Annotated in this window: 24 protein-coding genes and 1 pseudogene; 5 read left to right on the top strand and 20 right to left on the bottom strand. The window is 66.9% G+C overall.

The genetic code is table 11. From position 1 onward, the window contains the following. Positions 1-40: 40 nt before the first annotated feature. Positions 41-1,948: a translational GTPase TypA gene (gene typA / locus RJ1_RS20910; RefSeq protein WP_073363498.1), complete on the bottom strand. Its 1,908-nt coding sequence runs from the start codon at positions 1,946-1,948 to the stop codon at positions 41-43. A 343-nt stretch (positions 1,949-2,291) separates the two neighbouring features. Here typA and RJ1_RS45990 point away from each other — a divergent pair, with 343 nt between their 5' ends. After that, positions 2,292-2,459 (top strand): hypothetical protein, encoded by a 168-nt coding sequence (locus RJ1_RS45990; RefSeq protein ID WP_162130660.1) that lies wholly within the window; start codon positions 2,292-2,294, stop codon positions 2,457-2,459. Between the two features lie 2 nt (positions 2,460-2,461). Here the strand turns inward: RJ1_RS45990 and RJ1_RS20905 are convergent, their stop codons facing one another. Continuing rightward, positions 2,462-2,884 (bottom strand): (deoxy)nucleoside triphosphate pyrophosphohydrolase, encoded by a 423-nt coding sequence (locus RJ1_RS20905; RefSeq protein WP_073363495.1) that lies wholly within the window; start codon positions 2,882-2,884, stop codon positions 2,462-2,464. A 16-nt stretch (positions 2,885-2,900) separates the two neighbouring features. Here RJ1_RS20905 and RJ1_RS20900 point away from each other — a divergent pair, with 16 nt between their 5' ends. Then, positions 2,901-3,185, top strand: coding sequence for a 4a-hydroxytetrahydrobiopterin dehydratase (locus tag RJ1_RS20900; RefSeq protein WP_073363492.1), 285 nt, complete (start codon positions 2,901-2,903; stop codon positions 3,183-3,185). On the opposite strand, the gene RJ1_RS20895 is transcribed toward RJ1_RS20900, so the two are convergent. Then, positions 3,133-4,482 (bottom strand): mannosyltransferase, encoded by a 1,350-nt coding sequence (locus RJ1_RS20895; protein WP_073363490.1) that lies wholly within the window; start codon positions 4,480-4,482, stop codon positions 3,133-3,135. The two genes, RJ1_RS20900 and RJ1_RS20895, sit on opposite strands and share 53 nt — an antisense overlap. A gap of 354 nt (positions 4,483-4,836) precedes the next feature. Between RJ1_RS20895 and RJ1_RS20890 the strand changes: the two genes are divergently transcribed. Both RJ1_RS20890 and RJ1_RS20885 read left to right on the top strand, forming a co-directional pair. Beyond that, the gene (locus RJ1_RS20890) at positions 4,837-5,580 is read left to right on the top strand and encodes an Rv1157c family protein (protein ID WP_073363487.1); all 744 of its coding nucleotides are present in this window, start codon (positions 4,837-4,839) and stop codon (positions 5,578-5,580) included. A 102-nt stretch (positions 5,581-5,682) separates the two neighbouring features. Then, positions 5,683-6,033, top strand: coding sequence for a hypothetical protein (locus RJ1_RS20885; protein WP_073363484.1), 351 nt, complete (start codon positions 5,683-5,685; stop codon positions 6,031-6,033). 10 nt (positions 6,034-6,043) lie between these two features. On the opposite strand, the gene RJ1_RS20880 is transcribed toward RJ1_RS20885, so the two are convergent. Then, positions 6,044-6,511, bottom strand: a complete 468-nt coding sequence (locus RJ1_RS20880) for a MarR family winged helix-turn-helix transcriptional regulator (protein WP_073363599.1) — start codon at positions 6,509-6,511, stop codon at positions 6,044-6,046. Between the two features lie 353 nt (positions 6,512-6,864). Between RJ1_RS20880 and RJ1_RS20875 the strand changes: the two genes are divergently transcribed. After that, entirely contained in the window at positions 6,865-7,368 is a 504-nt protein-coding gene (locus RJ1_RS20875; protein WP_073363481.1) for a nuclear transport factor 2 family protein, read from the top strand. Between the two features lie 4 nt (positions 7,369-7,372). Here the strand turns inward: RJ1_RS20875 and RJ1_RS20870 are convergent, their stop codons facing one another. The 16 genes and pseudogenes from RJ1_RS20870 to RJ1_RS20795 all read right to left on the bottom strand — a co-directional run bounded on the left by RJ1_RS20870 (position 7,373) and on the right by RJ1_RS20795 (position 24,880). Then, a complete protein-coding gene (locus RJ1_RS20870) occupies positions 7,373-8,107 on the bottom strand; it encodes a DUF1906 domain-containing protein (RefSeq protein ID WP_073363479.1) in 735 nt (244 codons plus the stop codon). Between the two features lie 163 nt (positions 8,108-8,270). Further along, a complete protein-coding gene (nuoN, locus tag RJ1_RS20865; RefSeq protein ID WP_073363476.1) occupies positions 8,271-9,893 on the bottom strand; it encodes an NADH-quinone oxidoreductase subunit NuoN in 1,623 nt (540 codons plus the stop codon). After that, entirely contained in the window at positions 9,890-11,461 is a 1,572-nt protein-coding gene (locus RJ1_RS20860; RefSeq protein ID WP_174695005.1) for an NADH-quinone oxidoreductase subunit M, read from the bottom strand. Before RJ1_RS20860 ends, nuoN begins: the two co-directional genes overlap by 4 nt. After that, a complete protein-coding gene (gene nuoL, locus RJ1_RS20855) occupies positions 11,458-13,353 on the bottom strand; it encodes an NADH-quinone oxidoreductase subunit L (RefSeq protein WP_073363470.1) in 1,896 nt (631 codons plus the stop codon). The genes RJ1_RS20860 and nuoL overlap by 4 nt, the downstream gene beginning before the upstream one ends. A 72-nt stretch (positions 13,354-13,425) precedes the next feature. Further along, positions 13,426-13,725, bottom strand: a complete 300-nt coding sequence (nuoK, locus tag RJ1_RS20850; RefSeq protein WP_005239116.1) for an NADH-quinone oxidoreductase subunit NuoK — start codon at positions 13,723-13,725, stop codon at positions 13,426-13,428. Further along, positions 13,722-14,531: an NADH-quinone oxidoreductase subunit J gene (locus RJ1_RS20845; RefSeq protein ID WP_162850395.1), complete on the bottom strand. Its 810-nt coding sequence runs from the start codon at positions 14,529-14,531 to the stop codon at positions 13,722-13,724. The genes nuoK and RJ1_RS20845 overlap by 4 nt, the downstream gene beginning before the upstream one ends. A gap of 31 nt (positions 14,532-14,562) precedes the next feature. Continuing rightward, on the bottom strand, positions 14,563-15,135 hold the full coding sequence (gene nuoI / locus RJ1_RS20840) for an NADH-quinone oxidoreductase subunit NuoI (protein ID WP_073363465.1): 573 nt from the start codon (positions 15,133-15,135) through the stop codon (positions 14,563-14,565). Further along, complete coding sequence (gene nuoH / locus RJ1_RS20835) at positions 15,128-16,480, bottom strand: NADH-quinone oxidoreductase subunit NuoH (protein WP_073363462.1); 1,353 nt, start codon at positions 16,478-16,480, stop codon at positions 15,128-15,130. The genes nuoI and nuoH overlap by 8 nt, the downstream gene beginning before the upstream one ends. Continuing rightward, entirely contained in the window at positions 16,477-18,918 is a 2,442-nt protein-coding gene (locus RJ1_RS20830; protein ID WP_073363460.1) for an NADH-quinone oxidoreductase subunit G, read from the bottom strand. Before RJ1_RS20830 ends, nuoH begins: the two co-directional genes overlap by 4 nt. Next, a complete protein-coding gene (nuoF, locus tag RJ1_RS20825) occupies positions 18,915-20,213 on the bottom strand; it encodes an NADH-quinone oxidoreductase subunit NuoF (RefSeq protein ID WP_073363458.1) in 1,299 nt (432 codons plus the stop codon). Before nuoF ends, RJ1_RS20830 begins: the two co-directional genes overlap by 4 nt. Before the next feature lies 1 nt (position 20,214). Continuing rightward, positions 20,215-21,132, bottom strand: coding sequence for an NADH-quinone oxidoreductase subunit NuoE (gene nuoE / locus RJ1_RS20820; RefSeq protein WP_073363455.1), 918 nt, complete (start codon positions 21,130-21,132; stop codon positions 20,215-20,217). Continuing rightward, positions 21,129-22,445, bottom strand: coding sequence for an NADH dehydrogenase (quinone) subunit D (nuoD, locus tag RJ1_RS20815; protein ID WP_073363453.1), 1,317 nt, complete (start codon positions 22,443-22,445; stop codon positions 21,129-21,131). Before nuoD ends, nuoE begins: the two co-directional genes overlap by 4 nt. Continuing rightward, a pseudogene (locus RJ1_RS20810) lies at positions 22,445-23,095 on the bottom strand (NADH-quinone oxidoreductase subunit C); the annotation flags it as partial. The gene nuoD and the pseudogene RJ1_RS20810, both read right to left, overlap by 1 nt. A gap of 180 nt (positions 23,096-23,275) precedes the next feature. Continuing rightward, positions 23,276-23,830 carry a NuoB/complex I 20 kDa subunit family protein gene (locus RJ1_RS20805; protein ID WP_005574811.1) on the bottom strand — a complete coding sequence of 185 codons (555 nt, stop codon included), beginning with the start codon at positions 23,828-23,830 and terminating at the stop codon, positions 23,276-23,278. A 49-nt stretch (positions 23,831-23,879) separates the two neighbouring features. Beyond that, complete coding sequence (locus tag RJ1_RS20800; RefSeq protein WP_073363447.1) at positions 23,880-24,239, bottom strand: NADH-quinone oxidoreductase subunit A; 360 nt, start codon at positions 24,237-24,239, stop codon at positions 23,880-23,882. A 218-nt stretch (positions 24,240-24,457) separates the two neighbouring features. Further along, complete coding sequence (locus tag RJ1_RS20795; protein ID WP_073363597.1) at positions 24,458-24,880, bottom strand: Rv3143 family two-component system response regulator; 423 nt, start codon at positions 24,878-24,880, stop codon at positions 24,458-24,460. Positions 24,881-24,959: the final 79 nt, after the last annotated feature.

Genomic DNA, 24,959 nt, shown 5'->3' with positions numbered 1-24,959 from the left:
TACATCCGCCCGGTTGTGTATGACGTGTCGGACGTGCCGACTACAGGGCCGCCTTGTCGCGGGCCTTGGAGCGCGAACGCTCACGGGCACGGTCGGTGGCCGACAGGTGCACCTTGCGCACGCGCACGACCTGCGGAGTGACCTCGACGCACTCGTCGCCGGCGCAGAACTCCATCGCGCCTTCGAGCTCCAGCTTGATCGGCTTGGCGAGGGTCTCCATCACGTCGGCGGAGGACTGACGCATGTTGGTCAGCTTCTTCTCGCGGGTGACGTTGATGTCGAGGTCCTCCTGGCGCGGGTTGATGCCCACGACCATGCCCTCGTAGGTGTCGGCGCCGGGCTCGACGAAGAACGTTCCGCGATCGGCGAGCTGGATCATCGCGAACGGGGTGACCGAACCGGTGCGGTCCGAGACGAGCGAGCCGGTGTGGCGGGCGCGGATCTCGCCGGCCCACGGTGCGTAGCCGTGGAACACGGCGTTGGCGATGCCGGTGCCGCGGGTCTCGGTGAGGAAGTCGGTGCGGAAGCCGATCAGGCCGCGCGACGGGACGATGAACTCCATCCGGACCCAGCCGGCGCCGTGGTTGGCCATCTGCACCATCTTGCCCTTGCGGTTGGCGAGGAGCTGGGTGATGGCGCCGAGGTACTCCTCGGGGCTGTCGATGGTGAGCTCCTCGAAGGGCTCGTGCACCTTGCCGTCGACCTGACGGGTGACCACCTGAGGCTTGCCGACGGTCAGCTCGAAGCCCTCGCGGCGCATCTGCTCGACGAGGATGGCGAGCGCGAGCTCACCACGACCCTGGACCTCCCAGGCGTCGGGGCGACCGATGTCGAGGACCTTGAGCGAGACGTTGCCGACGAGTTCCTGGTCGAGGCGCGACTTCACCATGCGGGCCGTCAGCTTGTGTCCGCTGACCCGGCCGACGAGCGGCGACGTGTTGGTGCCGATGGTCACCGAGATGGCGGGCTGGTCGACGGTGATCCGCGGCAGCGGGACCGGGTTCTCCAGGTCGGCGAGGGTGTCGCCGATCATGATGTCGGGGAAACCGGCGACGGCGACGATGTCACCGGCAACGGCCTTCTCGGCGGGCTGACGCTCGACGCCGACGGTGGCGAGCAGTTCGGTGATCTTGGCCTTGGTGACGACGGGCTCGCCGTCCACCTCGCGACACCAGGAGACGGTCTGCCCCTTGTTCAGCTCGCCGTTGTGGATGCGGACCAGCGCGAGGCGGCCGAGGAACGCAGAGGCGTCGAGGTTGGTGACGTGAGCCTGCAGGGGCGCCTCGACGTTGCCCTTGGGTGCGGGCACGTAGTTGAGGAGCACGTCGAACAGGGCGTCGAGGTTCTCGGCGTCCGGTGCGTGACCGTTCTCGGGCTGAACCTTGGACGCCTTGCCCTCACGGCCGGAGGCGTACAGGACGGGGAGGTCGAGGGCGAGCTCGGCGGCTTCGGCGGCCTCGTCGTCGAGGTCCGAGGCCAGGTCGAGTAGCAGGTCGTGACTCTCCGAGACGACCTCCTCGATGCGGGCGTCGGGACGGTCGGTCTTGTTGACCACCAGGATGACGGGCAGCGACGCGGCGAGCGCCTTGCGCAGCACGAAGCGGGTTTGCGGCAGCGGGCCCTCGGAGGCGTCGACGAGCAGGACGACACCGTCGACCATGGACAGGCCGCGCTCGACCTCACCACCGAAGTCGGCGTGACCGGGGGTGTCGATGACGTTGATGACGGTAACACTGCCGTCGCCGTGATGCTTGTGGACGGCCGTGTTCTTCGCGAGGATGGTGATGCCCTTCTCGCGCTCGAGGTCGCCGGAGTCCATGACGCGATCGACCAGTTCGGCGCGCTCCTCGAATGCCCCCGACTGACGCAACATGGCGTCGACGAGAGTGGTCTTGCCGTGGTCGACGTGTGCGACGATGGCAACGTTGCGGAAGCTGGTGATGGTCACGCGGTGGCTCTCCTGGCTGAGTTGATTCGGCCACGCGAAAGTTCCCTCGCACGGCGTTCTGGCGGCCGCCTTGTCATCTCGATTCAGAATCCTCGTCGAGGCGATGGTAAATCGCCCAGTACAGGCATCGCGGCCACGTGAATACTACCCGCCCGAACGGCTACTTCGCGCATCGCCGGCCACGCGGGGCCTGCCCGACCAGCGTAAAGTGATCTGCGCCACGTTGAAATCGGCCTCCCGCGCGTGTGGATCGAGGCCGAAAGCTGAGGGGACGCTAACCTGGGTGCAGCCGGCGGAGACCGGCATCCACCGGAGTAGGAAGGCCGAGCCGAGTATGGGCAAGGTGAAGGCCAGCAAGGTCTCGGGTCTCAAACCGAAGAAGAAATGCTGCCGCAGCAAGACGCGCTGCATCAAGTGCCCGGTGGTCATCATGCGGATGAAGAAGCTCGAGAACGAGGGCGCGTCCAAGAAGGAATTGAAGAAGGGTCTGAAGAAGGCCCGCGCGGCCTGAGGTCACGCCCACCCGTTCAGGTGCAGCCGCAGGTCCGGCACCCACCCGCGGTCGTTGCCGACGAGGTCGATCTCCCCCAATTCGTGCCCGTCCACCCACCGCAGCTCCGCGTGATCGAGCGCGACCGGTGTTCCCGACACCAGTTCGACCCGGTACGCGCGCAGCACCCGGCCGTCGGGCAACGGCACGTCGCCGCCGATCCGGTCGCCGCCGGTCACCTCCACCCCGAGCTCTTCCCGCAGCTCCCGACGTAACGCGTCCTCGGCGGTCTCCCCTGCCTCCGCTTTGCCTCCCGGCAGCTCCCACAGTCCCGCGAGTTCCGGGGGCCGGGTCCGCTGCGCGAGCAACAGCCGGCCGTCGACGATGATCGCGGCCGCCACGACCTCTCCGGTGTGGTCGACAGGTCTTGCACGTTCCGGTGGCACCGCACCATCATGGGGTATGGCCGAGTTGCTGTCAGACGGAGAGATCGACACCGCGCTCGCAGAACTGCCCGGGTGGCGGCGAGCCGGTGATTCCCTCGTCCGCACCGTCGAGTCGCCGAGCTTCCCCGAAGCCGTCGAACTCGTGCGGAAGGTCGCGGAGGCGGCGGAAGCCGCGAACCACCATCCGGACATCGACATCAGGTGGCGGAAGGTCACCTACACGTTGTCGACGCATTCCGCCGGCGGGCTCACGCAGCGGGATCTGGATCTTGCTGCGCAGATCGACTCGCTGGCGGGCTGACCGTGGTGGCGACATCGGCGGCGGCACGCTTCGTGCGGCGACCGGCGTAGGCCACCCAGGCGTAGACACCGAACGCGCCGACGACGTCGACGGTGCCCAGCCACGCAAGGATGGCGGGCCGGGAGATCAGCCAGATCGAGTCCTGGAAGAAGCTGAGTACCCACGGCACCCCGATGAGCGTGGTGACGAGCCAGTACCCGGCGAGGATCCGGGTGCCCACCATCGACCCGTACGGGCCGTGCAGCAGCCAGATCAGCATCGGGATCACCCACACCCAGTGGTGTGACCACGAGATCGGGGACACCAGCAGCCCTAGCAACTCGACGATGACGAGGGTGCCGAGCCGATCGTCACGGGCGATCGCCCGCCAGGCCAGAACCGCGAGGACGAGGGTGACCGCCACGGCCAGCAGCCACACGACGCCAGTCTCGACGTCGTACCCCAGCAGCCGCGACAACGCGCCGCGCAGGGACTGATTCCACACCGAGCCGACCGGGCCGATGCGATCCGCGTCGCCGAGCAGGTGGGTGAAATACTCCCGCGCCTCCGAGCCGATCAGCAGGTAACTGACTCCGACGGTCGCGGCGAAGGCGACTCCCGAGAACACGGCGGCCTTCCACCGGCGCTGCAGGAGGAAGTAGAGGCCGGTGATCGCCGGGGTCAGTTTGATCCCGGCGGCGAAACCGACGAGCGCACCGGACAGCCACCACCGCGAACTGCGGACGGCGGTCATCACCAGCAGCGCGAGGAAGACGTTGATCTGGCCGTAGTCCAGGGTGGTGCGCACCGGTTCCACCCACACCCCCACTGTGGTCCACAGCACCGCGACCGCACGCCAGTGCGGTGTGCGTGCGGCGCCACCGAGGACGAGCCCCAGGCTCATTCGCGCCAACGCGTAGAGGGCGAGGATGGTGAGCAGCTGCCAGCCGACCCCGACCAGGGGGAACGGCAGGTAGTGCAGGGGAAAGAAGACGAGCGCGGCGAACGGCGGATACGTGAACGGCAGCGGAAAGTCCGGTGTCACTTCCGAATAGGTGAAGTCGTAGAGACTGCCACCGTGCAGCGCCTCGGAGCCGTCGACGTAGACGTGCAGGTCGACGAGGTTCATTCCGTTGGGACTCAGCAGCGTCCACGCCATGCGCCCGAGCACCGAGAGCACGAGAAGTACAGGCGCGCATCGCAACAGGGTGTGCAGAGCGGACGTTCCCCGCGACGACGTGGGAGAACGCTCGGACGAATGGTCGGAGGCTGCTCCGTCGTCGGACGCTGCATGGTCGGACGCTGCATGGTCGGACACAGTGTGGCGCTCTCCTGTGAGGTGTAAATGTCTCAGCCGATCCCGAAACGGTCCCGCACAGCGTAGACGGCGGCGCCCGCGGGCCCCGAGGTGTCCGTAGCTGCGCGTAACAGTTGCATCACCAATCACACGAACCACACCTGCCACAGGCTATCGTCACCGGAAGATCACCGTCGGGGTCTGTATGCCATACACTCCCACCGGGGTGCCGCAGCTACCGGTGAACGAACTCGTGAGCTGTACAACCCGGGGGCGCTGTACATAGAGTGACCCCCCGAGCCGTCAGACGTGGATTGAGTTGTCGTCCACGCTGTTATGACTAAGGATGGGGAGACTGTGCTTCGAACCCGAGGTATGCGCAGAGCAGTTACTGCTCTCGCTGTTGCCGCAGCAGCCGCTATGGCAGTGCCGGCCCAGGCGATTGCGCAGCCGACGCCGCCGCCCGTGCCCGAAGGCATCCCCGTGGAGATGCTCGCGTCGTTCGCACCCGCGATCATCGGCGCAGCAGCTGGTACCGAAGACATCGCCGCAGGACCTCAGGACGCAATTCTGGACCAGGCCCGCAACCTCCTCGAATCCCCCGGAATCCCGCCGGAGCTCAAGTCCACCCTCGAGCGCGTCATCACGTTCCTCGACGGCAGCGGCGGCGGCGGCCCCGAGATCCCGCAGGAGAACGCACCCGTCATCGCGCAGTTCCTCTACCCGACCATCGGTAAGGGCTGCATCGGCGAAGGCGCCGACTCCGTGGGCACCGCACTCGCGGTTCCCGGTCCGGCCGTGTTGCCCCCGCCCGGACCGAAGGCAGGTCAGGCCGGTTTCGTGTTCACCGCCCTCGGAACCAGTTCCGTTGCCGCCGAACAGCCCAATCCGCTGACTGTGACGTGGATCAACCTCGACAACCAGCGCCGCGCCACCCAGAACCTCACCAACGAAGCCAAGATCAACCCGGACGGACCGGCAACCCTGTCGGCCATCGCGGACACCGGCCCGGGCCGCGTTCTCGCCGTCGTCTCGGGCGGACTGACGACGCAGAAGGAGGGCGCAGCGCCGATCACGTGCAGCTTCCTCCCCACCGTTGGCATGTTCCAGGTCGCGTAACCCTCGAGACCGACCCACGAAGGGCCCTCCGGATTCTTCCGGAGGGCCCTTCGTGCACCCGCATCCCTGTTCGCCGAGGGCACCGCCGTGGTAGACCGGGGAATGCCCTCGACGCAGCACACACCGGACCACTCACTGCGATCGCGACACGCCCGGCGTTCGATCCTCTCGATCCGCTCGGAGGGGTCGATCCTCTCGATCGGTTCGGCCTACTCGATCCTGTCCATCGGCAGTGTCGGATCGGTGCTCTCTATCGGGTCGGTCGGCTCGGCCGGGTCGGCGCTGAGCACCGCCTCGTTCGCGAGCCTCGGGTCCGCGCTGTCGGGGCTGTCCCGGTGGTCACTGATGTCGTGGAAAGGGTGGCACGACTCGCCGCCGGAACATCCCCACCTCACGGTCATCGCCGAGGAGCCGGACCTCACCCGGGACGCGACCGCGCACGTCCAGTCCTGACGCACTCGGCTCAGGAGGTCCGTCCACCGCGGGGCCAGGAATTGCCCTCGCCCTTCTCGATCTCGCCGTTGAACTTCGTCAGCAGGCGGCTCAGCTCGTCCCGGTCGTGGTCGCTCCATCCGGCGATGATGCGCTCGACACCCCTGCGGCCCAACTCCCGGTCTGCGTGCAGCTGTTCGATGCCCTGACGTGTGGCCTCGACCTTGCGGGCCATACCGCCGTCCGGGTCGGGGACGCGGTCGACGAGCCCACGTTTCAGCAACGCGCCGATCTGCCGGTTGATCGTCGAGATGTCGAGCCGGAAGGCCTCGGCGAGCTGCTTCAGGCTGAGCGGATGGTCCAGCTCCAGACGGCCGAGGATCAGGTAGGCGGAACGGTCGAGTTGGAATCCCGCGCGCTGGGCGTGGGCGTGGTAGCGCGAGAGCAGCGTCAGTTCGTTCTCGACAGCTGCCACCACGTCGCGATCGGACACCGCCACCTCCACTCGTCACCCTTGTTCTGCACGCCTCATTCTGCCCGAGACGCCTTGTGTATCATACACATAGTATGTACCGTGCACATCTATCGCTCAGCCCGAGGCCGGATCAGGATCCGTTGACGAAGAACGCGGTGTAGAGGACCGAAGCGACGGTGTACAAGAAATTGAGGATCAGATCCATGGGAGACCTCCCGGTTTCCAGAGTGAAAAGAGTGACGACTGGTAATCGGGGTTACCTCGGTCAGCGTTTCACCGTCCCATCCACCGGAAAACGCCCCACGCGAGAACTGAAACATGTTCTTATTCTTCGAGGTGCACACCGACGAGTGCCGAACGAGAGAAGGGATGCACGCATGCCGTGGAGCCGTGCCGAACTGGAAGGCGCATTCGCCCACTACCAGCGGAGCGTCAGTCGCTGCGTCGAACTCGGTGATTGGAACGGCTTCGCCGACCTCTTCACGGAGGACGCCACGTATGTCGAGCACGCCTTCGGACAATTCGACGGACGCGAAGCCATACGCCGCTGGGTCACCCGCACCATGTCAGCCTTCCCCGGAAGCCGGATGACCGAGTTTCCGGCGAACTGGTATGTGATCGACGAGGACCGGGGCTGGGTGATCTGCGAGATCGACAACCCGATGGAGGATCCCGGCGACGGTTCGGAGCATGCGGCCGCCAACATCACCATCCTGCACTACGCCGGCGACAACCTGTGGTCGCGCGAGGAGGACGCGTACAACCCGATGAACTTCCTCGCGACGGCCAAGAAATGGTGCCGCGCAGCAGAAGCCGTCGGAAAGCTACCCGACGACGCCCGTGAGTGGCTCACGAGGATGGGCGGGCAACCGGCAGCCTAGCGGGTCACCACTGCCCGTAGTCGGGCTTCAGGATGTCGTTGAGATCGATACCGACCCCGTCGACGTTGCTCGCGTCGATCTCGTACTGGTGCAGGTGCGCCGACGGGTGGACATACCCCTCGGGAGTGCCCCAATCGTGTTGCCAGTACCACGAACCGAACCCGGCGAGGATCGCCAGATCCAGCGTCTTGGAGTTGGCGTAGATGCCGGTGTTGCCCTTGCCGACCACCGACTCCCAGCCCGCGAGGTAGGGGCCGATCATGGTGAGGAAATCGGCGGGCGAGGGATTGTCGTCGATCGATGCGTAGATCGGGCGGTCCTCGGAACCGCCTGCGGCGAGGTGCAATTCGAGGCCACGTTCGGCGTGTCGCTTGCCCGCCTCGAGCCCACCGCGCCAATCGGCCGTCGGGCCCTTGCCGAACTGGTAGCACGACACGACCGACAGTCCGGCGTCGAGCAGTGTCTGCGCCTCGTCGGCGAGCATCGGCTTGCCCTCCATCCATTCGGCGCCGGGACGCCGATCGGACACGTAGCGGATGGCGCCGGCGTATCCGGCCTCGAGGATCGCGTCCGCCGAGGGAACTCCGCCCGCGTAGTCGATCAGGATGCCGAGGCTGTCGGCCTTCGCGACGGCGACCGAGGACGTGGTGGACGTGAGCGCCGCGATCCCGGCCACGGCAGATCCTGCTGCCGCATACCGGAACAGGTCTCTCCGAGAAATCTGCACTGTGGCCCCCATATCCGATCGGTCGCGCTCCGGCGTGTCTCCGACATTCACTCTCGCTCAGTCGGTATGTTGTCCGGTTTGCATTCCACCACACTCACACGGGTCCCGCCAGCCACTTGGACTACATCCGTCACACCGGACACTCGCGGCCCGCGCGAAGGGGCCGCGGCCCGAGTCAGCGGAAGAACACCGCGGCCTGGTCCGCGAGGTCCAGCGCCGCCTGCGGCAGGATTCCGAGCACCACCGTCACCACCACACCGACAGCGATGGCCGCGGCGGTGAACATGCTGGGCACCACGATCGTCGGGGCGTCGCTCTGCGGCTCCGAGAAGAACATCAGCACGATGACGCGGACGTAGAAGAACGCCGCGATCGCGCTGCTGACGACACCGACGAGAACGAGCGGGACGGCGCCGCCCTCGATGGCCGCCTGGAAGACCGCAAACTTGCTGACGAACCCACTCGTCAACGGGATTCCGGCGAACGCGAGCAGGAACAGGGCGAAGACCCCGCCCACGAGCGGCGACCGCCGCCCCAGCCCCGCCCAGCGGGACAGGTCCGTGGCCTCACCCCGGCTGTCCCGCACCAGCGTCACCACCGCGAACGCACCGAGCGTGCTGAATCCGTAGGCCAGCAGGTAGAACATCGTGGACGACAAGCCTGCACGGTTGGCCGCGATCAGACCGGTGAGGATGAACCCGGCATGCGCGACCGACGAATACGCGAGCATCCGCTTGACGTCGTTCTGCGTGACCGCCATGACGGCACCGACCACCATGGTGAGGATGGCGACTCCCCACATCAAAGGCCGCCAGTCCGCACGCAGGTCCGGCAGTGCTACGTAGAAGATGCGCAGCATCGCACCGACGGCGGCGACCTTGGTGGCAGCGGCCATGAAGGCGGTGATCGGCGTCGGCGCACCCTGATAGACGTCGGGAATCCAGGAGTGGAACGGCACCGCGCCGATCTTGAACAGCAGGCCGACCGACAGGAGCGCGGTGCCGATCAGTGCCAGCGCCTTGTCGTCGGTGCCGCGGGCGAGCGCGTCGGCGATCCGCGGCAACTCGACCGTGCCCGCGTAGCCGTACAGCAGCGCCACACCGAACAGGAAGAACGCCGACGAGAACGCCCCGAGCAGAAAGTATTTGAGCGCCGCCTCCTGCGACAGGAGACGACGGCGGCGCGCCAGCCCGCACAACAGGTACAGCGGCAGCGAGAGAACCTCCAGTGCCACGAACATGGTGAGGAGGTCGTTGGACGCCGGGAACAGGAGCATCCCGCCGACCGCGAACAGGGTGAGGGGAAAGACCTCGGTGTGTCCCGGGGCGGATCTGGTGGCCTCCCGTTCGGCGATGCTGCCGGGGACGGCGAACGCCTGCGGGGTGAAGGCGTCGGTTCCGTTCTCCGGCTCGGCCCCGGCCGTCGTGGTGAGCTCCGCCGTCGCCGCGGCGACCCCGCTGTCGACGCTGCGTTCGGCGATGAGCAGGATCGCGGGGATCGAGATCAGCAGGATGGTGCCCTGGAGGAACAGTGTCGGACCGTCGACGGCCACCGCTCCCACGACCGCCGAGTCACGGGTCCCGGCGAGCAGGACGACGGCCACGAAAGCGGCGGTGAGACCTCCGAGCCCGAGAACGAGGTGACTCGAGTACCGGACGCGCCGCGGCAGGAAGGCCTCGACGAGCACACCGACGACGGCCACGCCGAACACGATCAACATGGGTGACAACTGGCTGTACTCGATGTCCGGCGCGCGCAACGTCGCGGACTGGGCGAGGACGAGTGCGGAGGGACTCATCTGTGCGTACCTCCCTGTGGGTCCTGGTCGGCGACGGTGGGTGCGGGATCGTGCTGACCGACGGTCACGAGAACGTGGCTCACCGCGGGCGTGATGACGTCCAGCACGGGTTTGGGGTAGACGCCGAGAACGATCAGCAGGGCGATCAGCGGCGCCACCACGGCGATCTCACGGCGCACTAGGTCGCGCACCGACTCGTTGCCCTCCTTCACCGGTCCGGTCATCATCCGCTGGTAGAGCCACAGCACGTAGATCGCGGCGAGGACGAGCGCGAAAGTCGCGGCCACGGCGGCGAACTGGTAGCGCGAGAACGTTCCGACGAGGACCAGGAACTCACTGACGAAGGGCGCCAGACCCGGCAGCGACAGCGTGGCGAGTCCCGCCACGAGGAACGTGCCCGCCATCACCGGAGCGACCTTCTGCACCCCGCCGTAGTCGGCGATGACGCGAGTGCCGCGCCGGGACACCAGGAATCCCGCGATCAGGAACAGCGCCGCGGTCGAGATGCCGTGATTGACCATGTAGAGCGTCGACCCGGCCTGGCCCTGGCTCGTCATGGCGAAGATGCCGAGGATGATGAACCCGAAGTGTGAGATCGACGTGTAAGCGATCAGTCGCATCACATCGGTCTGCCCGATCGCCAGCACCGCGCCGTAGATGATGCCGATCACCGCCAGCACCGTGACGAACGGTGCGAAATACGCGGAGGCGTCCGGGAACATCTGCAAGCAGAAACGCAGCATGCCGAAGGTGCCGACCTTGTCGACCACGGCCATCATGAGCACCGCGCTGGCCGGCGTTGCCTCGACCGCGGCACCCGGCAGCCAGGTGTGGAACGGCCACAGCGGCGCCTTGACGGCGAACGCGAACATGAATCCGAGGAACAGCGCCTTCAGCACGCCGGGGTCCGCGTCCAGCCCTTCGGCGACGATCACCCGGAAGTCGAAGGTGCCGCCGCCGAAGGCGTCCTGACGCGCCGTCACGACATACAGCCCGATGACCGCCGCCAGCATGATCAGGCCGCCGAACAGGTTGTAGAGCAGGAATTTCACCGCAGCATACGATCGTCCCACCCCGCCGAACCCCCCGATCAGGAAGTACATCGGGATGAGCATGGCCTCGAAGAAGATGTAGAACAGCAGGACGTCGAGGGCGGTGAACGACACCATCACCATCGCCTCGACCATCAGCGTCAGCGCCACGTACGTGTGGGCCACCCGCCGCCGCCCGTAGTCGGGGTCGGATTCACCGTCGTTCCACCCCGCCAGCAACAGCAACGGCACCAGAACCGCGGTGAGGAGCACGAGGACCAGCGCGATGCCGTCCAGACCCAGGGTGTACCGGGTGCCGAACGCCGGAATCCAGGCGTGCGATTCGACGAACTGGTACTGCTCACCGGTCGGATCGAACCGGATCGCCAGCACGACCGCCAGGCACAGCACCACCACGGACACGCCCACCGCGACCGACTTCGCGAGCGCGCGCTTGTCGACGGGTAGGGCGAGGACGACACCGGCGCCGACGAGTGGCACCACCCACAGGGCGGTCAGCCACGGGAACCCGCTCACCACAGCCTCACCAGCATCGTGGCGACGAGAAGCGCCGCGCCCGCGAACATGAACAGGGCGTACGACCGGACGAACCCGGTCTGCAGACGCCGGAACCGCATCGACGTTCCGCCGACCAGTGCGGCGAATCCGTTGACGGCGCCGTCGACTCCGCGGTCGTCGACGGTCACGAGCGTTCGCGTCAACTCCTGTCCGGGCCGCATCAACGCCGCTTCGTTGAACGCGTCGCCGTACAGGTCCCTTCGGGCGGCGACGGTGAGCGCGGAAACCTCCACCGGGGCGTCCGCGGGAATCGGCTGCCGGGCGTACTGGCGGTAGGCCACCGCGACTCCGGCGAGCACCACCACCAGGGTGAGTCCCGTGATCGCCCATACGGGGAGGGCCGGCTCGCCGTGGTGGGCGCCGACGACAGGTTCCAGCCAATGCTGCAGCGAGGAGCCGATCGCGAGCACGGCACCGGCGGCGACGGAACCCACCGCCAGCAGAATCATCGGCACCGTCATCACCCCCGGCGATTCGTGTGGATCGCTCGCCCCGGAAGCCCAGCGCGGTTGTCCGAAGAAGGTCATCAACATCACCCTGGTCATGTAGAAGGCGGTGAGTCCCGCGCCGAGCAGCGTCACCGTTCCGAGGACGATGCCCTGGGCGCCCTCGGCGGCGAACGCCGCTTCGATGATCTTGTCCTTGGAGAAGAAGCCCGAGAACGGTGGAATCCCGATGATGGCCAGGTATCCCAACCCGAACGTGACGAACGTGATCGGCATGAAGGTGCGCAGCCCGCCGTAGCGGCGCATGTTCACCTCGTCGTTCATGCCGTGCATCACCGAGCCTGCACCGAGGAACAGGCCGGCCTTGAAGAAGCCGTGTGTCAGCAGGAGCATGATCGCGAACGCGTACCCCGCCGGCCCCAGACCTGCGGCCAGCACCATGTAACCGATCTGGCTCATCGTCGACGCCGCCAGCGCCTTCTTGATGTCGTCCTTCGCGCAGCCGATGATCGCGCCGAACAGCAGGGTCACCGCGCCGACGATCACGACGGCCAGTTGGGCATTCGGCGCCAGGTCGAAGATCGCGTTGGACCGGACGATCAGATAGACACCGGCGGTGACCATGGTCGCTGCGTGGATCAGCGCCGACACCGGCGTCGGGCCTTCCATGGCGTCACCGAGCCAGGACTGCAGCGGGACCTGAGCAGATTTGCCGCAGGCGGCGAGAAGAAGCGCCAGCCCGATCGCGGTGAGCATTCCCTCGCTCGCGGCCTCGGCGCCCGTGAACACGTCGGCGAATTCGACCGAGCCGAAGGTCGAGAACATCATCATCATGGCGAAGACGAGGCCCATGTCGCCGACGCGGTTGACCACGAACGCCTTCTTCGCGGCCGCCGCCGCGGACGGCTTGTACTGCCAGAACCCGATGAGCAGGTACGAGGCGAGACCCACACCCTCCCAGCCCACGTACAGGCCCAGAAAGTTGTCGGCCAGGACCAGCAGCAGCATCGCCGCGAGGAACAGGTTCAGGTAGGCGAAGAACTTCCGACGCTCCGGGTCGTGCGCCATGTAGCCGACCGAGTAGATGTGGATCAGCGAACCGACACCGGTGATCAGCAGCACGAAACACACGGACAGCTGGTCGAGTTGGAGTCCGAAGTCCACCTGCAGTTCGCCGACCGGCACCCAGCTGAACAGGGTCTGGTGCATCACCCGGTCGGCGGCGTCCCGGCCCAGCATGTCGACGAAGAAGACGACGCCGAGCGCGAACGAGGCCAGCGCCGTCACACAGCCGAGGAGGTGGCCCCACGAATCGGTGCGCCTGCCCGCCAGCAGGAGCACGGCGGCGCCGAGGAGTGGCAGAAGCGGGAGGAGCCACACGGCCGACGAGAGCGTTCCGCTCATGCCGCACCGCCGACCGGGGTGTCGTCGTCGGGCAAAGTCACCTTCTCGAGGATGTGCGTCATCGGGGACCCGTCAGTTCTTGAGGAGGTTGGCGTCGTCGACGGAAGCCGAACGGCGGGAACGGAAGATGGTCATGATGATCGCCAGACCGACGACCACCTCGGCGGCCGCGACGACCATCGTGAAGAACGCGAAAACCTGCCCGTCGAGGTTGCCGTGCATGCGGGCGAACGTCACGAATGCCAGATTCGAGGCGTTGAGCATCAGTTCGATGCACATGAACACGATGATCGCGTTGCGCCGGATCAGCACTCCCGCCGCGCCGATCGTGAACAGCAGCGCGGACAGGTAGAGGTAGTTCTCCGGATTCATCGCCGGCCCCCTTCCTCGGGCACGCCGGGTTCGGGGGTCGCGACGTCCGCGGTACCCAGTGCCCGGGCGGGCAGGCTCGGCCGCCGTTCGAGCGACCGGCTGACGGACAGTTCGGAGAACGTGCCGTCGGGCAGCAACGCCGGTATGTCGACCGCGTTGTGCCGCGCGTAGACCCCCGGACTGGGCAACGGTGTGACACGGGCACCCTCGCGGACGCGGTCCTGGGACAGCTCGCGCTGGTCCTTCCGCGGCTCGAAGCGCTCCCGGTGGGCGAGCACCATGGCACCGATGGTCGCCGTGATCAGCAACGCACCCGTCAGTTCGAACGCCCACACGTACCGGACGAAGACGAGTTCGGCCAGACCCTCGACGTTGCCCGCCGCGTTGGCCTGATCGAGACCGGTGAACGCGGACACGGACGCACTCCCGATGCCGCCGATCAGCAGCAGTCCGAAGCCCAGTCCCGCCGCGATCGCCGCCACCCGCTGACCGCGCAGATTCTCGACGAGAGATTCGGAGGAATCGACACCGATGAGCATGAGCACGAACAGGAACAGCATCATGACCGCACCGGTGTAGACCACGATCTGGACGACACCGAGGAACAGCGCACCCTGCGCGATGTAGAACACGGCCAGGATGATCATGGTCGTGGCGAGGAAGATCGCCGAATAGACGGCCTTGGTCGCGCTGACCACTCCCAGCGCGCCGATCACGGCCAGGGTCCCGAGGATCCAGAACTGCACACCCTCGCCCGTCGAGGTCTGGGTGAAGGGTTCCGCGACCAACTGGACCGCGGAGGGCATCGTGTTCACCACGTCGGCTCTCCTTGCCGGATCACGGCGTCTCCCCCGCGTTGCGCGTGTCGTCGGTCGCGGAATCGTCCTGCGGCGCCGGTTCCACTCCCCCGGTCACCGTGCCGCGGTAGTAGTCCTCGGCCGTGGTGCCCGGTGCCATCGGGTGCGGCGATTCGGCCATGCCGGGCTCGAGCGGCGCCAGCAGCCGGTCCTTCTCGTAGATCAGGCCGGCCCGGTTGTCGTCGGCCATCTCGTATTCGTTGGTCATGGTCAGTGCCCGCGTCGGGCACGCCTCGATGCACAGCCCGCACCCGATGCACCGCAAATAATTGATCTGGTAGACGCGGCCGTACCGTTCACCCGGCGAGAACCGTTCCTCGTCGGTGTTGTCGGCGCCCTCCACGAAGATGGCGTCGGCGGGGCACGCCCAGGCGCACAGTTCGCACCCGATGCACTTCTCCAACCCGTCCGCGTATCGGTTGAGCTGATGCCTGCCGTGGTAGCGGGGCGCCGTCGGCGTCTTCTCCTCCGGGTAGAACTCGGTATTCGATTTCTTGAACATCGTCGAGAAGGTCACGCCGAATCCCGCTATGGGGCCGAGGAATTTAGTCATCACTGTTCTCCTGGGTCGATCCGGTGGACTGCGCGCCGGTGACGGAGACGGGCGTGCGCCGGAACGCAGGCAGCGTCTGACCGGGCATCGGCGGTACCGGGTAACCACCGGCCATGGGGTCGAACGGTTCGAGCGTCTCCGGGGTGAGGTCGGCGCGTCCCCGCGGTTCGACCGGTTTCTCGGGCGCGCGAACGCGGCCCGGACGCAGGCGGTTCCACAGCAGCGCCACCACGACGACGGCCACGATCAGGCCCGCGACGACGAGCGCGATCGTCCGGCCGTCGTACCCCTCGTTGCGGAAGGCGCGGACGGTGGCGACGATCATCACCCACACCAGCGAGATGGGGATCAGGATCTTCCAGCCGAGACCCATGAACTGGTCGTACCGCAGCCTGGGCAGCGTGGCGCGCAACCAGACGAAGACGAACAGGAAGGCCCAGACCTTCACCGTGAACCACAGCACCGGCAACCAGCCGGAGTTCGCGCCGTCCCACAGGCTGATCGGGAACGGTGCGTGCCAGCCGCCGAGGAACAACGTGGTGGCGAGGGCCGACACCGTCACCATGTTGACGTACTCGGCGAGCATGAACATCGCGAAGCTCAATGAGGAGTACTCGGTGTGGAAACCGCCGACCAGTTCCCCTTCCGCCTCGGGCAGGTCGAACGGTGCCCTGTTGGTCTCACCGACCATCGACGTGACGTAGATGAGGAACGACGGCAGGAGCAGGAAGACGTACCAGGTGCGTTCCTGGGCGGCGACGATGCCGGACGTCGACATGGTTCCGGCGTCCAGGAAGACGGCCGCGAACGACAACGCCATCGCGATCTCGTACGAGATCACCTGTGCCGTCGAACGCAGACCACCCAGCAACGGGTAGGTGGATCCGGACGCCCAGCCGGCGAGCACGATGCCGTAGACGCCGATCGACGTGGCCGCGAGGACGTAGAGGACGGCCACGGGAAGGTCCGTCAGTTGCAGTGCCGTGCGATGCCCGAAGATCGAGACCTCGGGTCCGAACGGGATCACGGCGAACGCCATGAATGCAGGCACCGCCGCGATGACCGGCGCGACGATGTAGATCGGCTTGTCCACGCCCTTCGGGACGATCCCCTCCTTCAAGGCGAGCTTGATGCCGTCGGCGAGGCTCTGCAGCATGCCCCGCGGGCCCACCCGGTTCGGGCCGACGCGCATCTGCATCCAGGCCATCACCTTGCGTTCGGCGAGGATCGTCAGAAGCGGGGTGAGGACGAGGAACACGAAGATGGCCAGGGCCTTGCCGACAACCAGCCACCACGGGTCGTGGCCGAACAGCGCCGGGTCGGGGTAGACGGCCTCGATACTCACAGCGCACCTCCCGGGGCAGCGCCGTTGATGCCTGCCGCCTGGCGGACGTGGACGACGCTCCCCGCGACCGCGGCCAACTGTCGGTGGACGGCGGAGCCGGGCGAGTTGAGGGGCAACCACACCACCCGATCCGGCATGTCGGTGATCACCAGCGGCAGCGTGACGGCGCCCCGGTCCGTCGAGACGGTGACCGGATCTCCGTCACCGGCACCCGTCTCGGCCGCCGACGCCGCGGACATCCGCACAACCGGGGTGCGGGCCGTACCCGCCAGGTACGGTTCCCCGTCCTGCAGCCGTCCCGAGTCGAGCAGCATCCGCCACGTCGCCAGCACCGCCTCCCCCGGCCCGGGGTCCGGTCGCGGTGACTCCGGGTGGTCGGGCGGATCGGGGAAGTCTCCGTCCCAGGCGCCGAGCCTCTCGAGTTCGCGACGCGCGGTCGCGGCGTCGGGAAGTCCGAGCGGGACACCCATTTCGCCGGCGATGGCGTGCAGCACCCGCTGGTCGGGCATGGCGCCGGTGTTGCGGAGCGCGGTATCGAAATCGCGGATGCGGCCCTCCCAATCGAGGAAGGCACCCGGCTTCTCCATAACCGGGGCAATGGGGAACACCACGTCCGCACGGTCGCTGAGCGCACTGTGGCGCAGTTCCAAGCTGACGACGAACCCGGCGGCCTCGACGGCAGCCAACGCGGCCTGCGGGTCGGGGAGGTCGTCGGCCTCGACCCCGCCGATCACCAGCGCGCCGAGGGTCTTCGCTTCCGCCGCCGCGAGGATGCCCGAAGCATCGCGGCCCACGGTGTCCGGCAGATCCGCGACGTTCCACGCCGACGCGACCTGCCGCCGGGCGACGGGATCGCCGACCGGCCTGCCACCCGGAAGCAGTCCGGGCAGCGCACCCGCCTCGAGCGCACCGCGTTCGCCGGCCCGGCGCGGCACCCACGCCAATCGGGCACCCGTCTCTTCTGCCAACCGGACCGCGGCGGACAGCCCCCCGGGCACGCCGGCGAGCCTCTCGCCGACCATGATTACCGCACCCGGTCGACGCAGCAGCCCGGTGACACCCGGATCCTGATCACCGGTCCGGAGCCCGCCCAGGACCGCCGGCTCCGCGTTCGGCGCGGCGCGCAGCAGTGTGCCGGTCATCTTCTCCAGTCCGCGGGACGCGTACGGGGCCACCGAGTAGACCGGAACGGCCTTCGCGCGTGCGGCCTTGCGCAGCCGGAGGAAGACGATCGGCGACTCCTCCTCCGGCTCGAATCCGACGAGGAGGACGACCGGTGCGGCGTCCAGGTCGTCGTAGGTGACGGCAAGGCGCTGCCCCGCCACCCGGGCGGCCAGGAACTCGGCCTCCTCACCGGAGTGGACGCGGCTACGGAAGTCGATGTCGTTGGTGCCCAATGCTATTCGAGCGAACTTCGCGTACGCGTACGCGTCCTCCCAAGTGGACCGGCCCCCGACCAGAACACCCGCGCTGCCCCGCGCGGCGGTCAGCCCGCGGGACGCGACGGCGAGGGCCTCCGACCACGACGCGGGTGCCAGTACGCCGTCGTCGCCGCGGACCAAGGGAGTGGTGATCCGGTCGCGCTGCGTGGCGTACGCGAACGCCCACCGGCCCTTGTCGCAGTTCCACTCCTCGTTGACCTCGGGGTCGTCGCCCGCCAACCGGCGTAGCACCGCGCCCCGGCGATGGTCGGTGCGCTGGGCGCATCCGCTCGCGCAGTGCTCACACACGCTCGGGCTGGAGATCAGATCGAACGGGCGGGCCCGGAATCGATACGCCGTACCCGTCAGCGCACCCACCGGGCAGATCTGGACCGTGTTACCGGAGAAGTACGACTCGAACGGTTCCTTCGCGTAGATCCCCACCTGCTGCAACGCACCGCGTTCCTGCAGTTCGATGAACGGATCACCCGCAACCTGCTGGGAGAACCGGGTGCACCGCGCGCACAGCACACACCGCTCACGGTCCAGGAGCACCTCCGTCGACAACGGAATCGGCTTCGGGAACGTGCGTTTGACCTCCCCGAAACGCGACTCCGCGCGCCCGTTCGACATCGCCTGGTTCTGCAGCGGGCACTCGCCGCCCTTGTCGCACACCGGACAGTCCAGCGGATGATTGATCAGCAGCAACTCCATCACACCCTTCTGCGCCTTGTCGGCGACAGGCGACGTGAGCTGGGTGTGGACGACCATGCCGTCGGTGACCGTCGTGGTGCAGGAGGCGAGCGGCTTACGCTGCCCCTCCACTTCGACCAGGCACTGGCGGCAGGCGCCGACCGGGTCGAGCAGCGGGTGGTCGCAGAACCGCGGAATCTGGATGCCGATCATCTCCGCGGCACGAATCACCAACGTGCCCTTGGGAACACTGACTTCGACACCGTCGATGACAACGCCCACTTGATTGCTCACTTGGTTGCTCACTTCTTTCGCACTCGTCATGCGTGCACCCCCGCCATGAGCGTGGACTGATGCGGGTCGAACGGGCAGCCACCCTGCTCGAAGTGTGCGAGGTACTCGTCGCGGAAGTACTTGATGGAGGACATGATCGGGCTGGCCGCACCGTCACCGAGAGCGCAGAACGACTTGCCGAGGATGTTGTCGGCGATGTCGAGGAGCTTCTCCAGATCGGCGTCGGTGCCCTCCCCTCGCTCGAGGCGTTCCAGGATCTGCACCAGCCAATAGGTGCCTTCCCGGCAGGGCGTGCACTTGCCGCACGACTCGTGCGCGTAGAACTCGGTCCAGCGAAGCACCGCCCGCACCACGCACGTCGTCTCGTCGAAGATCTGCAGGGCCTTGGTGCCCAGCATCGACCCGGCCGCACCGACGCCCTCGTAGTCGAGGGCGACGTCGAGATGTTCGTCGGTGAAGATCGGCGTCGAGGAGCCACCCGGGGTCCAGAACTTCAGCCGGTGCCCGGCGCGAACTCCTCCCGCATACTCGAGCAATTCCCGCAGGGTGATTCCGAGCGGCGCCTCGTACTGCCCGGGTGTGGTCACGTGCCCGGACAGCGAGTAGAGGGTGAACCCGGGCGACTTCTCGCTGCCCATCGACCGGAACCACTCGATGCCGTTCACCATGATCGGCGGGACACTCGCGATCGACTCGACGTTGTTGACCACGGTCGGTGACGCGTAGAGACCGGCCACGGCGGGGAACGGCGGACGCAGCCGGGGCTGGCCGCGGCGCCCCTCCAGCGAGTCCAGCAGCGCCGTCTCCTCGCCGCAGATGTATGCCCCCGCACCGGCGTGCACCACCAACTCGAGATCGAATCCGGTGCCCAGGATGTTCTTCCCGAGATAGCCGGCGGCGTACGCCTCCGCCACCGCAGCCTGCAACCGGCGCAGCACCGGCACCACCTCGCCGCGCACGTAGATGAACGCGTGCCCGGCGCGGATCGCGTACGCCGCGATGATGACACCCTCCACCAGCGCGTGCGGCGTGGCCAGCAGAAGGGGCATGTCCTTGCAGGTGCCCGGTTCCGACTCGTCCGCATTGACCACGAGGTAGTGCGGCTTGTCGTCGCCCTGCGGGATGAACGACCACTTCATCCCGGTCGGGAATCCGGCACCGCCGCGCCCGCGCAGTCCGGCCTCCTTGACGGTCGCGATGACCTCGTCCGGGTCCGTGCGCAGCGCCTTCTGCAAGCCCTCGTATCCGTCGTGGCGCAGGTACGTGTCGAGGGTCCAGGATTCGGGCTCGTCCCAGTAACGGCTGAGGACCGGGGTCAGCGGCATGTCAGTCTCCCTTTCGTCCAGGGTCGGTGGCAGCCGGATCGGTTTCGGAGGTGGACCGCTCGGGAGGCATGGTCGCGGACGGAGCCGGTGCCGGTTCGTCCTTGGTCGACTCCGCCGCCACCGACTCGGTGTCCGGCGAGTGCGGCTCCGGGACAAGCGACGTCTCCGCAGGATCCGGCGCCTCCATACCCCGTTCGCGCGCAACGCGGAGGCCGGCCAGCGTGGCGTCCCCAGCACCGGTCCCCGGCACACCGGGACGCTCGTCGGGGAAACCGGCGAGAACACGGGCCGTCTCCCGGAACGTGCACAGCGTCGCACCCCGGCTCGGCGACACCCGCTCCCCCGAACGCAAGGCATCGACGAGCGACCGAGCCGACTCCGGAGTCTGGTTGTCGAAGAACTCCCAATTGACCATCACCACCGGGGCGTAATCACACGCCGCGTTGCACTCGATGTGCTCCAGCGTGATCTTGCCGTCCGCAGACGTACCGCCGTGGGGAAGGTCGAGGTGCTCCTCCAGCGCGGCGAGGATCGCGTCGCCGCCCATGATCGCGCACAACGTGTTGGTACACACCCCGACGTAATAGTCGCCCGTCGGATCACGCCGGTACATCGAATAGAACGTCGCCACCGCCGACACCTCGGCTCCGGTCAACCCGAGCCGACCGGCACAGAACTCGATCCCCGCCGGCGTGATGTACCCGTCCTCGGACTGGACCAGGTGCAGCAGCGGCAGCAAGGCGGAGCGCGCACTCGGGTACCGCCCGATGGCCGCATCGGCATCGGCGTCGAGCCTCGCGCGGACCTCCGGCGGATACGCCTCCCGCGCACCCGGCCGCACCAGCAGTCCCTTCTCCTCCGGCCGGGGGCCGAACTCGATGAAAACGGGTGTTTGCTGCGGTGCTGCTTGCTCGGTCATCGGTCCACTCCCCCCATGACGGGATCGATGCTCGCGACAGCGGCGATGACGTCCGCGACCATCCCGCCCTCACACGTCGCGGCCACCGCCTGCAGGTTGGTGAACGACGGATCGCGGAAATGCACCCGGAACGGGCGCGTGCCGCCGTCGCTCACCATGTGCACACCGAGCTCACCCCGCGGAGACTCCACCGCCACGTACACCTGACCCGGCGGCACCCGGAAACCCTCCGTCACCAACTTGAAGTGGTGAATCAGCGACTCCATCGACGAATCCATGATCTCGCGGACGTGACCGGGCGAATTGCCCAGACCGTCCGGGCCCAACGTCAGATCCGCCGGCCACGCGATCTTCTTGTCTTCCGTCATGATCGGACCGGGCCGCAACTTGTCGAGACACTGCTCGACGATCTTCAGCGACTCCTTCATCTCGTCCACCCGGATCAGATAACGGCCGTACGCATCGCACCCGGTATCGGTGCTCACCGCGAACTCGTAGTTCTCGTAACCGCAATACGGCTGCGACTTCCGCAAATCGTGCGGCAACCCCGTCGCACGCAGCATCGGACCGGTGATCCCCAGCGCCATGCACCCAGTCAGGTCGAGATACCCGATGCCCGCGGTGCGCCCCTTCCAGATGCGGTTGTCGTTGAGCAGATTCTCCATGTCCCGCAACCGTTCCGGCAGCAGCGTGAGCAACTCGCGCACCTTCTCCACCGCACCCTCCGGCAGATCCTGCGACAGCCCACCCGGTCGGATGTACGCATGGTTCATGCGCAAACCCGTGATCATCTCGAACACATCCAGAACCAGCTCACGCTCCCGGAAACCGAACAGCATCGCGGTGACCGCACCCAACTCCATACCGCCCGTGGCCAGAGCCACCAGATGCGACGAAATGCGATTCAGCTCCATCAACATGACGCGGATGACGCTCGCCCGCTCCGGAACCTGATCCGTGATGTCGAGCAACTTCTCCACACCCAGGCAGTACGCCGTCTCGTTGAAGAACGGCGACAAATAATCCATCCGCGTCACAAACGTCACGCCCTGTGTCCACGTGCGGTACTCCAGGTTCTTCTCGATCCCGGTGTGCAGATACCCGATGCCGCACCGGGCCTCCGTCACCGTCTCACCCTCGATCTCCAAGATGAGCCGCAACACCCCGTGCGTCGACGGATGCTGCGGACCCATGTTGACGACGATCCGCTCCTCGCGACCCTCCGAACCCGCACCACCCGACGACGCCTTCACCGCGTCGACAACCTCGTCCCAATCCTGACCGGCAACCGTAAAAACCGAATCCTCGCTCATCAGTTGTACCCCCGCCGCTCGTCGGGCGGCGCGATCTCCGCACCCTTGTACTCGACGGGAATACCGCCGAGCGGATAGTCCTTACGCTGCGGATGACCCGGCCAATCATCCGGCATCTCGATCCGCGTCAACGACGGATGACCATCGAACACGATCCCGAAAAAGTCGTACGTCTCCCGCTCATGCCAATCATTCGTCGGATACACGTCATACAGAGAAGGAATGTGCGGATCCGCATCCGGCACCGCCACCTCCAACCGAATCCGACGATTATGCGTAATCGACAACAACGGATACACCGCATGCAACTCCCGGCCCACATCCTGCGGGAAATGCACCCCGTTCACACCCAGACACATCTCGAACCGCAAATCCGGCTCATCCCGCAACACCCGCGCCACCAACGGCAAAAACTCCCGCCGCACCCCGAACGTCACCTCACCCCGAAACACCACCACCGACTCGAACGCCACCTCGAAACCCACACCCGACTCCCCCAACGCCGCCTCCAACCCATCCGCCACCTCATCGAAAAACCCCCCGAACGGACGAGGCGTCCTCCCCGGCAACAACACCGGACGCACCAACCGCCCATACCCCGACGTATCCCCACTCCCCCGCACCCCGAACAAACCTTTGCGGACACCGATCTGTTCTGGGACATGGCTCGCGGGGACATGGCTCGCTTCGCTCGCGGGCGTCTGGGCTTCTACGTCCGGCCTTCCCTCGTCACTCACTCGCTACGCTCCCTCGCTCCTCAGTCCAGACCGCACGGCCCAGACGCCGGATCTCGGTACCTCGACCTGGCTCAGCCCACCGATCCACGCCGGTCATCGGAGAAGGCCCTTCATCTGGATGGTGGGGGTGGCTGCCAGCGCTGCCTGCTCCGCCGCACGCGCCACCTCCTCCCGGTGGACGCCGAGCGGCATCTGCTGGATCTTCTCGTGCAGCGCGAGGATCGCGTTCAGCAGCATCTCCGGCCGCGGCGGACAACCGGGCAGATAGATGTCGACCGGGACGATGTGGTCGACGCCCTGCACGATCGCGTAATTGTTGAACATGCCACCCGACGACGCACACACGCCCATCGCCAGCACCCACTTCGGCTCCACCATCTGGTCGTAGATCTGCCGCAGCACCGGAGCCATCTTCTGGCTCACCCGGCCGGCCACGATCATCAGATCGGCCTGCCGGGGTGAGGCGCGGAACGCCTCCATGCCGAAGCGGGCGATGTCGAAGCGCCCGCCGGCGGTGGCCATCATCTCGATCGCGCAGCACGCGAGCCCGAAACTCGCCGGCCACAACGAGCCCTTGCGGACGTAACCCGCCAGGCCTTCGACCGTGGTCAGCAGGAAGCCGCTCGGCAGCTTCTCCTCGATGCCCATATCCGACTCTTCTCTTCCGACTTGGCTTTTGGATCGCTGGCGGGACCGATCAGTCCCAACTGAGACCGCCACGCCGCCACTCGTACGCATAGGCGACGGACACGTTGAAGATGAACAGGGCCATGGCCCCGAGACCGAAGAAGCCGAGGGCGTCGAAATGCACCGCCCACGGATAGAGGAACACGATCTCGATGTCGAAGATGATGAACAGCATGGCCGTCAGGTAGTACTTCACCGGGATGCGTCCCGCGCCCAGAGGTGAGGGCGTCGGCTCGATGCCGCACTCGTAGGCGTCGAGCTTCGCACGGTTGTAGCGCCTCGGACCGACGATCCTCGCCACGATCACGGAGAACACCGCGAACGCGACCGCAATCGCCCCGAGCACGAGGATCGGCACGTAGACATTCATGCCGTCTCAGCTCCCCTCTTCCCGAGCCTTCCCGCCCGATTCCCGGACGGTCGTTTCCGAAGCTACGCTCTTGTGAGTTATGCCACAGCGTACAAGGGAAGTCGTCGGGCCCGGTCGATTTGACCGAGTGAGTTCCGGGCGATCTCGAACCACGGAAAACCCATGCGGCACAGGCGCTCGATGCACCTGCGGACGGCAGGGAAGGAAGTCAGGAGACCCTAAGCGGTGAGTCGGGTGCGCAGCAGCGCTATGACCGCTTCGGACAACCGGATCGGGTCGAGCGGATGCGGCACCGCGGCCTCGGCCCGCGACCAGCTGGCCAGCCAGGCGTCGTCGGCGCGTCCCGTCAGGACGAGGATCGGGGGGCAGTCGTCGACCTCGTCCTTCAGCTGCTTGGCGATGCCCATCCCACCTGCGGGCACCGCTTCCCCGTCCAGAATCGCCAGGTCGATACCGCCGGCATCCATGTTCCGGAACACCACCGGCGCCGTCGCCACCTCGACATATTCCAGCTCCGGCAGATCGGGGTGCGGACGCTTCCCCAGGGCCAGAAGGACCTTCTGGCGGGTGTTCGCGTCGTCGCTGTACACGAGGACACGCAACCGATCAGGACGGCTGGTGGGGGCGGTCGCGTCGGTCACGGACACGATGCTACCGGTCGCCCGCCCTCCAGACCTGCGGCTCGCGGCGATCGAAAAGCGGCGCGTCGAAATCGAATTG

It is taken from the genome of Rhodococcus jostii NBRC 16295 (assembly GCF_001894825.1).
In the GTDB taxonomy this organism is placed as follows: Bacteria; Actinomycetota; Actinomycetes; order Mycobacteriales; family Mycobacteriaceae; genus Rhodococcus_F; species Rhodococcus_F jostii.
The sequence above is the reverse complement of the archived record's forward strand: the minus strand, read 5'-3'. Positions and strand labels throughout refer to the sequence as shown.